Source organism: Providencia sp. PROV202 (assembly GCF_028479565.1).
Lineage (GTDB): Bacteria > Pseudomonadota > Gammaproteobacteria > Enterobacterales > Enterobacteriaceae > Providencia > Providencia zhijiangensis.
This window is the reverse complement of record NZ_JAMPNV010000004.1, coordinates 42,435-58,004: the sequence shown is the minus strand read 5'-3', so window position 1 is coordinate 58,004 and position 15,570 is coordinate 42,435. Positions and strand designations below refer to the sequence as shown.

The 15,570-nt window shown below is 42.9% G+C and carries 16 protein-coding genes; 9 read left to right on the top strand and 7 right to left on the bottom strand.

What is annotated here, in order from left to right:
* Positions 1-247: 247 nt before the first annotated feature.
* A complete protein-coding gene (locus PR799_RS01750; RefSeq protein ID WP_272521122.1) occupies positions 248-1,114 on the top strand; it encodes a DUF817 domain-containing protein in 867 nt (288 codons plus the stop codon).
* A 50-nt stretch (positions 1,115-1,164) separates the two neighbouring features.
* On the opposite strand, the gene sapF is transcribed toward PR799_RS01750, so the two are convergent.
* From sapF to pspF, 6 genes are all read right to left on the bottom strand, one after another.
* Positions 1,165-1,968, bottom strand: coding sequence for a putrescine export ABC transporter ATP-binding protein SapF (sapF, locus tag PR799_RS01745; RefSeq protein ID WP_154603991.1), 804 nt, complete (start codon positions 1,966-1,968; stop codon positions 1,165-1,167).
* On the bottom strand, positions 1,968-2,963 hold the full coding sequence (gene sapD / locus PR799_RS01740) for a putrescine export ABC transporter ATP-binding protein SapD (RefSeq protein WP_036953491.1): 996 nt from the start codon (positions 2,961-2,963) through the stop codon (positions 1,968-1,970). Before sapD ends, sapF begins: the two co-directional genes overlap by 1 nt.
* Positions 2,963-3,853 (bottom strand): putrescine export ABC transporter permease SapC, encoded by an 891-nt coding sequence (sapC, locus tag PR799_RS01735; protein WP_036953488.1) that lies wholly within the window; start codon positions 3,851-3,853, stop codon positions 2,963-2,965. Before sapC ends, sapD begins: the two co-directional genes overlap by 1 nt.
* Complete coding sequence (gene sapB, locus PR799_RS01730; protein WP_154603989.1) at positions 3,840-4,805, bottom strand: putrescine export ABC transporter permease SapB; 966 nt, start codon at positions 4,803-4,805, stop codon at positions 3,840-3,842. Before sapB ends, sapC begins: the two co-directional genes overlap by 14 nt.
* The gene (gene sapA / locus PR799_RS01725) at positions 4,802-6,487 is read right to left on the bottom strand and encodes an ABC transporter substrate-binding protein SapA (RefSeq protein WP_272521121.1); all 1,686 of its coding nucleotides are present in this window, start codon (positions 6,485-6,487) and stop codon (positions 4,802-4,804) included. The genes sapB and sapA overlap by 4 nt, the downstream gene beginning before the upstream one ends.
* Before the next feature lie 372 nt (positions 6,488-6,859).
* Positions 6,860-7,861, bottom strand: a complete 1,002-nt coding sequence (gene pspF / locus PR799_RS01720) for a phage shock protein operon transcriptional activator (RefSeq protein WP_154627956.1) — start codon at positions 7,859-7,861, stop codon at positions 6,860-6,862.
* 286 nt (positions 7,862-8,147) lie between these two features.
* Here pspF and pspA point away from each other — a divergent pair, with 286 nt between their 5' ends.
* From pspA to PR799_RS01680, 8 genes are all read left to right on the top strand, one after another.
* On the top strand, positions 8,148-8,813 hold the full coding sequence (pspA, locus tag PR799_RS01715; protein WP_006660058.1) for a phage shock protein PspA: 666 nt from the start codon (positions 8,148-8,150) through the stop codon (positions 8,811-8,813).
* A gap of 74 nt (positions 8,814-8,887) precedes the next feature.
* Positions 8,888-9,118, top strand: coding sequence for an envelope stress response membrane protein PspB (gene pspB, locus PR799_RS01710; RefSeq protein WP_006660057.1), 231 nt, complete (start codon positions 8,888-8,890; stop codon positions 9,116-9,118).
* Entirely contained in the window at positions 9,118-9,474 is a 357-nt protein-coding gene (gene pspC / locus PR799_RS01705) for an envelope stress response membrane protein PspC (protein WP_154603985.1), read from the top strand. The genes pspB and pspC overlap by 1 nt, the downstream gene beginning before the upstream one ends.
* 92 nt (positions 9,475-9,566) lie before the next feature.
* On the top strand, positions 9,567-10,964 hold the full coding sequence (locus tag PR799_RS01700) for a YcjX family protein (protein ID WP_272521119.1): 1,398 nt from the start codon (positions 9,567-9,569) through the stop codon (positions 10,962-10,964).
* Entirely contained in the window at positions 10,961-12,016 is a 1,056-nt protein-coding gene (locus PR799_RS01695; RefSeq protein ID WP_224060915.1) for a YcjF family protein, read from the top strand. The genes PR799_RS01700 and PR799_RS01695 overlap by 4 nt, the downstream gene beginning before the upstream one ends.
* 231 nt (positions 12,017-12,247) lie before the next feature.
* Positions 12,248-13,813, top strand: coding sequence for a transcriptional regulator TyrR (gene tyrR, locus PR799_RS01690; protein WP_154627959.1), 1,566 nt, complete (start codon positions 12,248-12,250; stop codon positions 13,811-13,813).
* 4 nt (positions 13,814-13,817) lie between these two features.
* Positions 13,818-14,246, top strand: a complete 429-nt coding sequence (locus tag PR799_RS01685; protein ID WP_272521118.1) for a hypothetical protein — start codon at positions 13,818-13,820, stop codon at positions 14,244-14,246.
* Between the two features lie 272 nt (positions 14,247-14,518).
* Positions 14,519-14,893, top strand: coding sequence for an ATP-binding protein (locus PR799_RS01680; protein ID WP_154603980.1), 375 nt, complete (start codon positions 14,519-14,521; stop codon positions 14,891-14,893).
* 85 nt (positions 14,894-14,978) lie between these two features.
* Here PR799_RS01680 and tpx read toward each other — a convergent pair whose 3' ends face one another.
* Complete coding sequence (gene tpx, locus PR799_RS01675; RefSeq protein ID WP_272521117.1) at positions 14,979-15,479, bottom strand: thiol peroxidase; 501 nt, start codon at positions 15,477-15,479, stop codon at positions 14,979-14,981.
* Between the last annotated feature and the right edge of the window lie 91 nt (positions 15,480-15,570).

Below are 15,570 nucleotides of genomic sequence, written 5' to 3'. Positions count from 1 at the left end.
TCAAGTATACACTAGATTTAAAAAGAGAATTGCCAAAGGATGCGGGGCAGCTCCCAATATCTAAAATCACTCTAATGTATGGCAAGATTACGGGAGACGAGTATTTTTCAGGGGAATTATCTATTTAATTGATATTCCATTAAAATTAAGAATGTTACGGGATAGGTATCTGAGAGGGTTTTGTTATAATTTTGCCTCACATTGAGCTATTCTCTCAATCCTTAGCCACATTTTATGAGCTGTCAAAATGGCATCCATTTTTCACAATCTTAATTACTTAACCAAGCTAGATGCCATCTTAATGGCTCATAAACCGAATAGTAGTAAAGGATTAAAACGCTTTATTCTTGAATTTTGGTTTTTTGGTTTAATTAATGCTCGTTCTTGTCTGTTTGCTGGTTTCTTCTTTTTGGCTTTATTCCTAGTGCCAGCGAAAGGGATTCTAGGTATTCCTCGTTATGATGTTTTACTGATTTTCGCAGTCTCTTTTCAAGCGTTTTTGGTATGGTCAAAATTAGAAACATGGGATGAGCTAAAAGCCATTTGTGTATTCCATTTAGTGGGTTTTATGATGGAATTATTTAAAACCTCAGCGACAATTGGTTCATGGCAATATCCTGATGAGGCGTACACCAAACTTTGGGGAGTTCCTCTGTTCACGGGGTTTATGTATGCGGCAGTTGGTAGCTATATCATTCAATCCTGGCGTTTTTTTAATGTCAGGGTTGAACATTATCCACCTTATTGGATGGCGACATTAGTGGCTTTAGCCATTTATATTAACTTTTTTAGCCATCACTATATTGATGATTATCGTTGGTACTTAACGGCATTTATATTTGGTTTGTATGCCCGCAGCGTGGTGTTTTATACCCCGTTAGATAAAGAACGTAAAATGCCGCTATTGCTTGCATTTATGCTGATAGGATTTTTCATTTGGCTGGCGGAAAACTTCGGAACGTTCTTTGGTGTTTGGCAATATCCAAATCAAATCGGAGCATGGTCGATGGTACATGCAGGGAAATGGGGGGCATGGTCGTTACTGGTGATTGTGACGTTCACGATTGTGGTGCACCTCAAACACATAAAAAGTTGTGTATCCATAGCGCGCTAGCAACAAACAGTTTGTTAAAGACGGAGGTTATTTCCCCCGTCTTTTGGTCATTACAAATCTTGTCGCCACGCATCAATGGATAATGGCTCTCCAAAGTGACTTTCAATCAGACGACGCGTCACGTCATGAAGTGGAGCCGCTAAAACCTCCGCTGTATTTCCTCGCTCAACGACTTCGCCTTTATCCATTACGAGCATTTTGTCACTAATATGCTTCATCATGCCTAAATGTTGGGTGACGTAAATATAAGCGATATCTTGCTTAGCTTGCAAATCGAGCATTAAGTTGATTATCTGCGAGCGCATCGACATATCCAGCGAGGCAAGCGCTTCATCAGCCACGATAATTTCTGGTTGCAGAATTAACGCACGGGCGAGGGCGATCCGTTGTTTTTGACCTGATGCTAGCATGTGTGGGTAATATTCTGCGTGATCGGCCAGTAATCCTACTTGGCGTAATGTCTGGATAATACGTCTTTCCCGTTCAATACCGGTAAGGTTAGTATTCAGTTTTAAGGGTAATTCAAGGGTTTGCCCAATACGCTGGCGCGGATTTAAGGAAGTACTTGGATCCTGAAATATCATGCGAATACGTTGGCTTCGGTAGCTATAATCGCCAAAACTTAGCCGTTGACCACGGATTAAAATCTCTCCACCAGAAGGCTCCGTCACCCCAGACAACATGCGAGCCAAGGTGGATTTTCCTGAGCCGTTAGCGCCGATGATGGCTAACGTCTGCCCTGCTTGTAGGTTGAAACTTAACGGCTTGACGGCTTGTAATTCATGGCGACGAAATAACCCTTCACGAAAACGGAACGTTTTTGTCAGGTTACGTACCTCAAGTAACGTTTCCATTAGGGTTGTTCCTCGGTATTCAGTGGATAATGACAAGCAACTAGGTGTCCTTTAATGCTGCGCAGTGGTGGTGCATCGATACAGGTTCGTTGCGCGTAAGGGCAACGAGGACCCAAACGACAGCCAATTGGTAAGTGTTCCAATGAAGGAATAGCCCCAGGGAGTGTATTTAAACGACCTTTATGGGGGATCGGACTTTCAAAATCAGGAATAGAGCGAATTAATGCTTGCGTATAAGGGTGTCGAGGTCGCTGTAAAATATCATTCGGTGTGGCGCTCTCTACAGTCTGGCCACAATACAGGACATTAATTCGATCAACCAATTTAGACATCATTTCCATGTCGTGGCTGATCAGCAAAATTCCCATGTTATTGTTTTGGTTTAATTTATCTAATAAACGGAAAATTTGAGCCTGCGTGGTGGATTCCATCGCGTTGGTCGGCTCATCCGCAATCAACAAGCGAGGCTGATTGGCAATCGCAATGGCGATCATGACTTTTTGGCATTCACCATCCGTCAGTTCGTACGGATAACTGTGCATGATATCTTTGTGATCTTTGATACCCACACGATGCAATAATTCAATTGCTCGGCGTTTTCGCCAATTAAAGCGCTGCCACCAGCGCCCTTTGTATGTCCAGCCGGGGATTGATTGGATAAGCTGTTTCCCAATATCGGCCGCAGGGTCAAGACAGGATTGTGGCTCTTGGAAAATCATCGAAATATTATGGCCAATCAGGCGACGACGCTTGCGTGGACTTAGCTTTAAGAGGTCAATATCTTGGAAGCGAAAGCGGTCCGCAGTTACGCGGATATTATCTTTGGTGATCCCACAAATGGCTTTCGCAATTAGGCTTTTACCGGAACCCGATTCACCCACTAAGCCACGAACCTCACCTTCAGATAAGGTCATGGAAACACGGTCAACGGCTTTGACGGGGCCGTTAGCCGTCATAAATTCAATGGTTAAATTACGAATATCAAGTAATGGCATTATTCCACCCCCGAATTAATCGCTCGGTGCAGTCCATCACCCAGTAAGTTCACAAATAAGACACTCGACATAATCGCAACACCGGGCAAAATGACTGTCCACGGTGCCACATAAATCAATTCTAACGTATCGCCTAGCATAGCGCCCCATTCAGATGATGGGAGTTGTGCCCCTAAATCTAAAAAGCCTAATGCTGCAATATCCAAAATTGCAATGGAGAGAGCACGGGTTAATTCAGTGACCAAAATAGGGGTAATGTTTGGCAGTACGGTGTACCACAAAATAAAGATGTTTGAAGCGCCATCTAAACGAGCCGCCACAATATACTCTTTGTCTAGCTCATCGTGCACGGCAACGTAGATGGTACGCACCATACGAGGGATCAGCGCGAGGCAAATCGCAAGCATCGCATTGGTTAAACTGGCACCCATAAATGCCACTACGATAATCGCCAGTAGTAGGGAAGGGATCGATAGCAAGGTATCCAGAACGTGGTTAAACACAGCGGATTTCAGTCCGCGGGTCATGCCCGCAAGACAACCCAACACTAAGCCGATTATCGTCGCAATCGCAGTGACCAACAGGGCTGAGCCGAATGTGGATTTAGTACCAATCAAGAGACGACTTAAAATATCACGACCTAAATCGTCCGTACCAAAGAAGAAAGCCACTTCACCATAGTGTGACCATGATGGGGGGGTAATTTGGTAGCCCAAAAATTGTTGGTCGATGGCATAAGGTGCTAAATAAGGGCCAGCAAAACAGAGGACGATTAAAAAAATCACCCCAAAAAAGCCGATCATTGCTAGTATGTCGGAGGAGAAAATATTCCACACCACCCGTGTCGGGGATGGCATTTTCTGTTCACGATAAAAATTATCTGAGGACATACCAATCCTTATGTTTTAACGGGTCCATCATTGCGCCTAAAATATCGGATAACACGTTCACGGTGATCACCAATGCGCCAATTAACATCACGCCTGCAGAAATCGCTGAGTAATCTCCTTGGCGGATAGCAGTAACCAACCAACGGCCTAATCCCGGCCAGTTAAACACTAATTCTGTCACCATGGTTAATGTTAGCATCGTGGAGAATTGTAGCCCCAATTTCGGGATAATTGGCGGTATTGCGTTATGAAAAATATGGCGGCGAATAATTTTAAAGCGAGAAAGTCCACGAGTGGCTGCGGCTTTGACGTAGTTACTGCTAGCAACCTCATCCGTACTAATCCGGACTAAGCGAATGACCTCTGTGGTTGGCGCTAATGCGAGTGTGAGTACTGGCAGGATCATATGTTCTAACACGTTGATGATCATATCTTTACGGTATGGCGAATCCGAAAGCCACGCATCCACAAGGGCAAAGCCTGTCACTGGCTTCAGGTTATAAAGCAGGTCGATTCGCCCGGAAACGGGGAGCCATCCTAAGTGAAGCGAGAAAAATAGGGTTAGTACTAACGCTAAAACGAATACAGGCACGGAAAAACCCAGTAGGGCGAATGTGCTAATTGCAATATCAACGGGTTTGTTTCGCCAGAATGAGGCAATCATTCCTAGCGGGATCCCGACAAACAACGCAAATAAAAAGGCGAGAATGCACAGTTCCATAGTGGCAGGGAATGTGTCTTTTAGTTGCTCGGTGATAGGCTCTCCATTAATGCTAGAGACGCCGAAATCGAAATGCAGTAAGCCATCAAAATAGAAGATATACGCATCAATGAGTGATGCGCCGCTAAGAGGCGCATTAGGCGTGAAATAGCTTAAGCTGAAACTGACTAGCGACAAAAAGAAGACCGTCACCAGTAATAGCAGAAATCGTCTCAGTGAGTAGATGATCATGGCTGCGGCTCCTGCTGCCGAGGTGGTGCTTTTTTCGGTTCCTGCATTTCGCGATAAACACCAGCAAATGAAGTATTGCCGAACGCGCTGATCACCAATCCTTTCATGTCAAAACGATAAGCTTGTAAACGCAGCGAGTAAGCTAATGGCAATATAGGCAGTTCTTCTGCGAGAATTTGTTGTGCTTGATGGTAGTAATCAATACGGTCTGCCAGCTCTTGCGTTAGTAAGGCTTTATGCAAAACGTCATCAAATTTAGAATCACACCAATGGCTTAAGTTGGTTTGTGAGCCAATGGCGGCACAACTGAGCAGTGGGCGGAAAAAACTATCTGGGTCATTACTGTCTGTTGTCCAGCCCGCTAGTGTCATATCGTGGGAGCGATCCATTAATTGATTTTCTTGGAAGCGACCTTCCACTGAACGGATGCTCATGACGATACCCACTTGAGCGAGGTCAGCTTGGATTAATTCCGCCATTTTCAATGGGCTAGGGTTATAAGATTGGGATGCGACAGGAACCCATAATTCCAATTTTAATTTTTCTAGCCCCATTTCTTGCAACATTTGTTTAGCAAGCTCAGGATTGTAATCGGTTATTTTTGTTTGGTTATCAAACGCCCAAGATGCACGGGGGAGAATCGATGACGCCGTCTCTGCGGTACCATAATAAATGGACTGCATGAGTCGCTCATTATTAATTGCATAAGAAATCGCTTGGCGAACCTTGAGTTGGTCGAGAGGCGGCTTGCTGGTATTAAACGCAAGATATGCGATATTCATTCCCGAACGCATTGAAATACGTAGGCGAGGGTCATCACGTAGCACTTTTAACTGACTTGCGGCTGGGTACGCGAGGACATCGCACTCACCAGTGAGTAGCTTAGAAATACGTCCGGTACCCCCCGCGCCCATATCTACCACCACTTCTTCCATGCGTGGTTCACCTTTCCAGTAATCTTTATTACGCAATAAACGGACAAACTGCCCAGCTTGGTAATCATCAAAAGAGAATGGGCCGGTGCCGACAGGGCGCCAATCTATCATTTCTTGGCGATTGCTAGCAGAAAGCTCATCCGCATATTCTGCAGATAAAACGGGCGCGTAGTGAGTCGCCAAATGCCATAAAAATGAGGCATCCGGGGATTTTAATCGAAACTCCACCGTGTAGTTATTCAGTTTTTTAATACTTTCGACGCTGCTCGCAAATTGCAGGCTGTCAAAATAGGGGTAGCGCCCGCCATTAATGAAATGGTAAGGATTGCTGGTTTCAAACATGCGAGAAAAACTGAATACCACATCATCGGCATTCATATTGCGCGTTGGTGTAAACCAAGGTGTGGTTTGAAATTTGACGTCTTTTCTCAGATATAACCGATAGGTTGCGCCATTATCTAAAACTTCCCAGCGGGAAGCCAACTCTGGGATCAGGCGATACGTAAAGGGGTCAACATCCAGTAAGCGGTCATACAGTTGTGCACCTAGGGGATCAATAATTAACCCGCTACTGGCGAGTTGTGGGTTAAATGTGGTGACAATGCCATTGACGCAGTAAATAAAGCCATTTTGGCGAATATCGGCCGGGACATCATTGGCAATGGTGTCTTTGTAGCTTATGTCTGTTTGCTCTGCCAATGCAGAAAGAGAAACAGTAAATAAAAACCAAAGAGTTAAAAGGCGCATAGAGCTAATATCGTTGACCTGAATTGCCTTATTGTAGCGTAAAAATAGGGTAACAGGGTATAAGCAAAATTTGTGGTTATATTTTGTTCATACTGCCGAGGGGTGCGAAGCTTTTGAAGTGTAAATGAGAATCAATAAGGCCCTATCTAATTGTAATGGTTATTATTATTTTTAATTTAATCTTAATGAGAAATAATCGCATTAAAATGCTTTACAAATGATACTAATAACTATTATCATTAACTCAGTCTCTTGAGTGCTTAGTTTTAGCAGACAAGGCATGACATTGCTCACATTGCTTCCAGTGTTTTATTGCTTTCAGTGTTTTAGTTATATAGCCAGCTCGGGTGCTGGCTTTTTTTTGCGTAAAAATCAGCTTTCCAAGCTAATTTGATGTTTCTTTATCAATCCTCTAAATTGGTCATAGCTCAGCGATAGGCATTGGGCCGCTTTGCGTTGATTAAAATTAGCTTGGCGTAGCGCCTCTTCCACATACTGTTTTTCTGACTCCAGTTGCCATTGGCGTAAGTCAAAAGGAAAAACGGGTGCCAATTTGGGGCTTTCTGATGGCGCCGCTGGCATCTCATGAAGCTCTGCTAGCTTCTCACCAAAGGGATCTAAAATAATCGTATCCACCGGTAAGTCACTTTCACCATGTCGATAAACTGATCGCTCGACGACATTTTTCAATTCACGAATATTACCCGGCCAAGAATATCGCATCAGTATTTGCTGGGCTTTGTCAGAAAATCCAGTGAAATAAGCACGTTTTAGCTCACGTACCATGCCAATGGCAAAGTGCTCAGCCAATAACAAAATATCAGGAACACGTTCACGTAATGGCGGCATGCGTAGCACTTCAAAGGCAATTCTGTCGAGTAGGTCAGCGCGAAAAAGCCCTTGGCGAGCCAATTCAGGAAGATTGGCGTTAGTGGCACAGACCAAGCGAACATCCACTTTTAATGACTGACTTCCTCCCACACGCTCTAATTCACCATACTCAATGACACGCAAAAGTTTTTCTTGCACGGACATCGGTGCGGTTGCCAGCTCATCAAGGAATAGCGTACCTTTATCTGCACGTTCAAAGCGACCTTGATGGCGTTTCTGCGCTCCGGTAAAAGAACCTGCTTCATGTCCAAATAATTCAGAATCCAGCAAGTTCTCATTGAGTCCGCTGCAATTTAAGGAGATAAAAGGCTCTTGCCAGCGGGGAGATAGATAGTGAAGGCGATCCGCGATTAGCTCTTTACCTGTTCCTCGTTCGCCAATAACAAGTACAGGTTTATTTAGCTTGGCAAGCTCAGAAGCACGTTCTAGGACATCGAGGAAATTACTCGATACACCAAGAATAGTATTATTAGTCTCTGTCATGGTTATTTTTACCAAATATTGGTTAATTTTACCTATTGCTAACTATAGTATAAATAACCATCGATAGACATTAAAATAATATTTTTTTTATTTATTAATTGGTTATGTATTTTTTAATAAAGTTGGCACGCCACTTGCTATCTTAGAGTTGTAATAGATAGAGGTTGAAATAATTATCGGTTTAATAATTTCAATTTTATATTCATGGAGCATCACGTATTGGTTGGACGCCAACATCGGGTTGAGGCTCTACAGAAAGATAACATCCATCAAGAGGATATAAATTATGGGTATTTTTTCACGTTTTGCCGACATCATTAATGCCAACATCGCTTCACTGCTTGATAAAGCTGAAGATCCGCAGAAAATGATCCGCCTGATGATTCAGGAAATGGAAGACATGTTAGTGGAAATCCGCTCCACCTCAGCACGTACTCTAGCTGAGAAAAAAAGTTTAGAGCGCCGCGTCGAAATGGGCGAAAAACAAATTGCAGAATGGCAAGAAAAAGCGGAACTGGCATTAATCAAAGATAAAGAAGATTTAGCTCGCGCTGCATTAATTGAAAAGCAAAAAGTCAGTGCCATGGTCGATACACTAAAGCATGAACTGATTATTGTTGATGAAACACTGACTCGCTTAAAAGGCGAAATCACGGAATTAGAAAATAAACTGCAAGAAACGCGTGCAAAACAGCAATCAATGACCGTACGTTTAGAAGCGGCACAATCAAGCCGTAATGTTCGTCGCCAGTTAGATAGTGGTAAACTGGATGAAGCAATGGCGCGTTTTGAACAGTTCGAACGTCGCATTGACCATATGGAAGGCGAAGCGCAAAGCTACGGTATTGGTAAACAACGCTCTTTAGAACAGCAATTTGCTGAGTTAAAAGCAGATGACGAAATTAGTGCCCAGTTAGCCGCGCTTAAAGCTAAAATCAATAAAGACGAATAATATTCAACACGCAAGGCGCAGTGATTTCATTGCGCCAGTGCGCTAGGCTAAATAACCATAAATAAGGAAATGTGATGGGCTACGTTTTACTGTCTCTCGTATTAATCATCTTTGTCATTTTTGTTCTGCCGATTTGGTTGTGGCTCCATTATGGTAAGAAAAACAATGGGCAGGGAAGTCAGCTTACTGAAAATGAAGTACAACGTTTGATGCAATTGGCAGAGCAGTCGTCGCGTATGCAGCAACGTATCAAAACACTGGAAGATATTTTAGATGCCGAGCACCCAAATTGGAGGCAAAAATAATGACTAATTTTCGCAACCGCAAGTTATATCGCTTAACGGATAAACGTGTTTTTGGTGGTGTTTGTTCCGGTCTCGCTGAATATTTAGAGTTACCGGTTGCTTTGGTCAGAGCATTGGCTGTACTTGCCCTGTTTATGAGTTTTGGATTGACCTTGATTGTCTATGTGGTGATGTGTTTCTTTGTGGAAGCTGCGCCAAGCGGTTACCGAAGCGAGCAGGATATCGGACCAGAAGTGACAACACTATTAAACCAAATTGATGCTCAGCTACAAGCTGGGGAAATGAAACTGCGCCAAATGGAGCGCTATGTCACCTCGGACACTTATACCGTTAACAGCAAGTTTCGTCATCTATAACAACTGATTTGCACCATCACATAAATGGGAATAGAGTTTAATGACTGTATTCCCTTTATATTTTTATTGGGAGAGCGAGAACTAGGAGCATTATGAAACGGCTACAAAATGAATTAACGGACTTAATGAACCGTAGCGTTGACCGCCATGTAAGGCTTGCTGTCACTGGACTAAGCCGCAGTGGCAAAACCGCATTCATCACTTCTCTCGTTAACCAACTTCTTAACACCACCACGGGAGCGCGTCTTCCGCTATTTTCGGCGGCAAGAGATAAACGAATTCTAGGGGTAAAACGCATTCCACAGCGCGATATGTCAATTCCGCGTTTTGCTTATGATGAGGGAATTGCATCGCTTTATGGCGACCCGCCCCAATGGCCAACGCCTACCCGTGGCGTGAGCGAAATTCGCTTAAAAATTCATTACCGTTCGAATGATTCGTTTGTTCGACATTTTGTCGATAACTCCTCCCTGTACTTAGAAATTGTCGATTATCCGGGGGAGTGGCTACTGGATTTACCAATGCTAGATCTGAACTATTTAACCTGGTCTAGCCAAATGAAAGTGCTACTTAAAGGTAAGCGTGGGGAGCTCGCTAATGAATGGCTACAGCTCTGCCAAAAATGTGACCCATTAGCTCCCGTCGATGAAAATCTATTGGCTGAAATTTCGAATGCTTACACTGCATATCTACATGAATGTAAGCAACAAGGGCAGCATTTTATTCAGCCTGGGCGATTTGTTTTACCCGGAGAGTTAGCGGGAGCACCTGCATTACAATTCTTCCCATGGCCAAATATCGAAAAATATGGTGAAAAACAGTTAGCGCAAGCAGATAAAAACACTAATATCGGCGCATTACAGCGTCGCTATCAATACTATTGTGACCATGTGGTGAAAGGGTTTTATAAGGATCATTTCCAGCGTTTTGATCGACAAATTGTGCTGGTGGACTGTTTGCAGCCTTTAAATAGCGGTGCAGACGCCTTCAACGATATGCGAATGGCGCTAACCCAGCTAATGCGCAGCTTTCATTATGGAAAACGCACATTGCTCAGACGCATGTTTTCTCCATGCATCGATAAGCTACTCTTTGCCGCCAGTAAATCGGATCATGTAACGCCAGACCAACATGCAAATTTGGTCTCGTTATTGCAGCAATTAGTCCAAGATGCATGGCAAAATGCGGCATTTGAAGGGATCAGCATGGACTGTGTGGGTCTGGCTTCTATTCAAGCAACCGAAAGCGGCATTGTGGACTACAAGGGGGAAAAATTACCGGCTTTAAAAGGTGAGCGACTCAGCGATGGGCAGCCCTTAACGTTCTATCCTGGTGATGTCCCAAAACGCTTGCCTAATGAACAGTTTTGGCAGCAGCAAGGCTTTCAATTTGAAAATTTCCGCCCTCGGCCAACGCCGTTAGATCAACCGTTGCCACATATTCGCATGGACAGTGCTCTGGAATTTTTGTTAGGAGATAAACTGAAATGAGTGAACCTCTAAAACAGCGTGTGGACTTTGCCGATAAGGCCGACAAGCCGACTATGGAACCATTAAAACAAGCGCAAACTTTTGATGAAAAAGCGTTTGAAAAATTTGTACCGGTCGATATACAAGAAGAACAAGATAGCCAAGATGGTGAAGTTGAAAGTCTCATCAATGAAGCCTTAAAACCTAAACGCAGTTTCTGGCGTAAGTTAGTTGGTGCTGCCGCAGGCATTTTTGGAGTGAGCGTTGTCGCGCAATTAGGTCTTTGGATCCATCAATCATGGATAACTCAAGACTGGACAGCGTTAGGCACCGCAGCGGCGGGGGGCTTAATTGTAGTCGCTGGTGTGGGTTCAGTCATTGGTGAATGGCGTCGCTTGTATCGGCTCAGAGAACGTGCAGAGGAGCGTGATTTTGCACGTGAATTGCTTCATAGCCACGGCATGGGGCAGGGTAAAGCATTTTGTGAAAAGCTCGCCAAACAGTCTGCATTACCGATGCAACACCCTGCAATTCAAAGCTGGCAAGCCACGGTTCACGATTCGCATAATGACCGCGAGGTTATTGAACTGTATAGCAAATTAGTACAACCGATCCTTGATGAGCAAGCGCGTAAAGAGATCAGTCGTTCGTCGGCAGAGTCAGCCTTGATGATAGCGGTTAGTCCATTGGCCATTGTCGATATGGCATTTATTGCGTGGCGAAACATTCGTTTAATCAACCGTATTGCCGCCATTTATGGTATCGAATTGGGCTACTATAGTCGGATCCGATTATTCCGTATGGTGCTGATTAATATTGCATTTGCTGGCGCTTCTGAGCTTATTCGTGAAGTCGGAATGGATTGGCTATCTCAGGATATTACTGCACGGTTGTCGACACGCGCTGCACAAGGAATTGGTGCTGGGCTTCTGACTGCTCGATTAGGTATTAAGGCGATGGAGCTGTGCCGTCCATTACCTTGGATAGAAGACAAACCAAAATTAGGTGATTTTCGCCGTCAATTAATTGGCCAACTGAAAAATGCCATTCCCTCAAAAAAAGAGAATCCATAAGCTGTAAATTTTGCTGGCAGGATGAGTTGACAGTTTTGACCATCCTGCTAGTCATGTCTAAAAGGGCAATTCCCTGTCGAATTAATCTACAATCCTCGAGTTAAAGAAAGAAATGCTGCTGATATTTATTAGAAACTAGACGAGTGTCAACAATATGTGACACGGCTCTGTATTACTGGCCTGTTTAACGCTAAAATATTAGCAATTATGTTCTCTACAAAAGGTTTCATCATGCGCCTCGAAGTGACCTGCCAAGACCGAATCGGTTTAACGCGTGAATTACTTGATCTTTTAGTCCTACAAAACATTGACTTAAAAGGCATTGAAATTTCAGCTCAACGTCGAATTTACCTGAATTTTGCACCGGTAGATTTTCAGGTTTTCAGTACGTTAATGGCAGAGATCCGCCGTATAAACGGGGTAATTGATGTTCGCCGCATCTACTTTATGCCCTCCGAACGTGAGCATAAAGCAGTGTGGGCTTTACTCAATTCCTTCCCTGAGCCCGTTTTATCCATTGATAATAAACTGAATGTTGAGCTGGTTAACCCAATGAGTTTGCAACTTTTTGGGGTTGATGAAACTAAAATCAAACAAAAATCCTTCTCTCAGTTAATCCCAAACCATGGTTTACATCGTTGGTTTGAACGTGAGTCTCCAGAACCATACACCGAACGAATTTCGGTCAAAGGCAGTGACTATTTAATGCAGGTTACGCCAATTATTCTCGCCGATGAAGATGGAAAATCTCACTGCACAGGGGCGGTGATCTTACTCAAATCCGTGGCAATCCTTGAAAATCAACGTAAGCAAGTGGCTGAAGTTGATATTGAAAACCGTGGATTTAACCAGATTGTGGCGGTCAGTCCTGCGATGATCCAAGTCGTTGAGCGTGCTAAGCGCGTTGCGATGCTGGATGAGCCGTTATTGCTTGTCGGGGAAACCGGAACGGGTAAAGATATTCTGGCAAAAGCCTGCCATTTGCACAGTGCTCGTGGCAATGCGCCATTTTTAGGATTGAACTGTGCTTCTATGCCTGATGATGTCGTTGAAAGTGAATTATTTGGTTATGCAGCAGGGGCTTATCCAAATGCGGTTGAAGGGAAAAAAGGCTTTTTTGAGCAAGCGAATGGCGGCACTGTCTTGCTGGATGAAATTGCTGAAATGTCCCCTCAAATGCAAATTAAACTATTACGTTTTCTGAACGACGGAACATTCCGACGTGTTGGCGAAGAGCATGAAGTCAAAGTCAATGTACGTGTGATTTGTGCGACACAGAAAAATTTACCTGAGCTAGTGGAACAGAAAAAATTCCGTGAAGATCTCTATTACCGCTTGAATGTCATAACGCTCACGATCCCTCCATTAAGAGAGCGTAGCGAGGATATTAAACCGCTCACGAAAGTTTTTGTGTCTAATTTTGCCAAAGAATTAAATATTGATGAGCCAAAAATCTCACCAGCATTAATTGAATCACTCAGCGCCTATTATTGGCCGGGCAATGTTAGACAATTACGTAATGCGTTATACCAAGGGCTATCGCAATTTAATGGCGATATTCTGGATGTTGGTGATATCCAACTTCCTGATGCAGTTAACGCGCCTGCGATTGCGTTAGATACATTAAATGGGTCACTGGATGAAATAACCAAACGCTATGAAGCCTCGGTGTTGGCGAGGTTATATCGTGATTATCCGAGTACGCGTAAATTGGCTAAACGTTTAGATATTTCTCATACCGCTATTGCCAACAAATTGCGAGAATACGGGCTAAGTACCAAGAAAGAGCAAGATTAACATAATGAAAAAATGGTTTAAATTGGGTTTACTTAGCGTATTAATGAGTGTGAGTATTGGTGCTGTTGCACAAGAAAAACCGAATAATAAGCTGATTGATAAACTCTGTAAAAATGCAGAGCAATCCATGGAAGACGTATATGAAAATGGCGCACTAACTCAGTGTCATTTCCCAAATAGCTCACTACTTAGCGCTTATCAAGAATATCGTAACCTGATTGGTGACGATAAAAAGTTTTTAGAGGCTAAGTTAGAACCAAATAAGAACAAAGAAGTGACTTGCTCAGATGATAACTGTCAATTGATTATTTATCGATGGAGCGGGGACAAAAAATTAGAGATTGAGCAAAGTTTTCCAGGGGGAGAAACGTACCTCCAATTTATTCAAGATAATAAAGAGACTTTGCTCGAAATAAGATATTTCCCTGACTAACATCCATTCAGCTAGTATTAATAAAACATACCAGATAAATAAGCTCACTCATTCAAATCAGTTAAAAGAATTGAGTGAGCTTACTCGATTAAACTAAATTTACATATTTTTCATTGTAAAACGACGTCCCGATCATTGCGGATTGGTTGTTTTTTCTGCTATAAAAATGGTGAGCAACGCTTTAATTTTTAAATTAACGATAAAAAAATGCTTAAGTTGTGCATTGATTATTAATATTAGCAACGCGGGTTTTATACCTTTAAGGAGTTGCAATGGAACAATTTACGATTAATTTTATTGTCAATTTCAAGCTACGTGAATATATGTCTAAATGTCACTATCAAGGTGATATGTTTGAATCCGCAAATACCGCCGCAGAACTTTATTTAATGAATAAGGCAGCTGCGAACTATTTAGCGAAAAAAAATCGTTTTACGTGGGATGTGTTAGTCAAAAATGGTGTTAAACCACGGGATTTGATTATCGATATTCTTACGTCTTGTTGCCCTGTGACCCAAGAGCAGGCTCAACGGGTATTAAGTACGTTGTCGCACTCGTTAGTGAGTATGATGAAAGAAAATATAATTTTTACGAACGTGGTCAACGCGAAAAACCACAAACCGTTATTTTGGGCTTATGTTGATTAAAAACATGATTGATAACCCCAACCCCTATCAAATGAAGCCACAATCACCGAAAGCATCGGCGATTGTGGTTCATCATAATTTAAGATTATTTCAGGCTATTTAGCGCATTATCATAATCAGGTTCTTCAGTAATTTCAGGCACTAATTGGCTGTAAATCACTTTGTCGTTCTCATCTAATACAACGACAGAACGAGCCGTTAAACCTTTTAATGGTCCAGTGGTCATTTCAACGCCGTAATCTTGGGCAAAATCACTACGGAATGAAGATAATGTCACCACATTGTCTAAGCCTTCTGCACCACAAAAACGTGCTTGAGCAAAAGGTAAGTCAGCAGAGATACATAACACAACAGTGTTGTCTAAACCGTTGGCTAATTGATTGAATTTACGCACAGAAGCGGCGCAAACACCGGTATCTACGCTTGGGAAAATATTCAGAACTTTGCGCTTACCTTGGTAAGTATCTAAGGTTGCTTCACTTAAATCTTTAGCGACTAAAGTGAAAGGTTTAGCTTGTGAGCCCGCTTGTAAAAAAGTACCTGCAAGTGAAATGCTATTGCCTTTGAGTTTTACTGTCTGTGACATTCGTTTTTCTCCCGTTTATAGGTTGAGTTACAGAAGATGAAAATATCAAATAATTTTTAAAATCAAATTATTACGTAATTTCACATTCTTA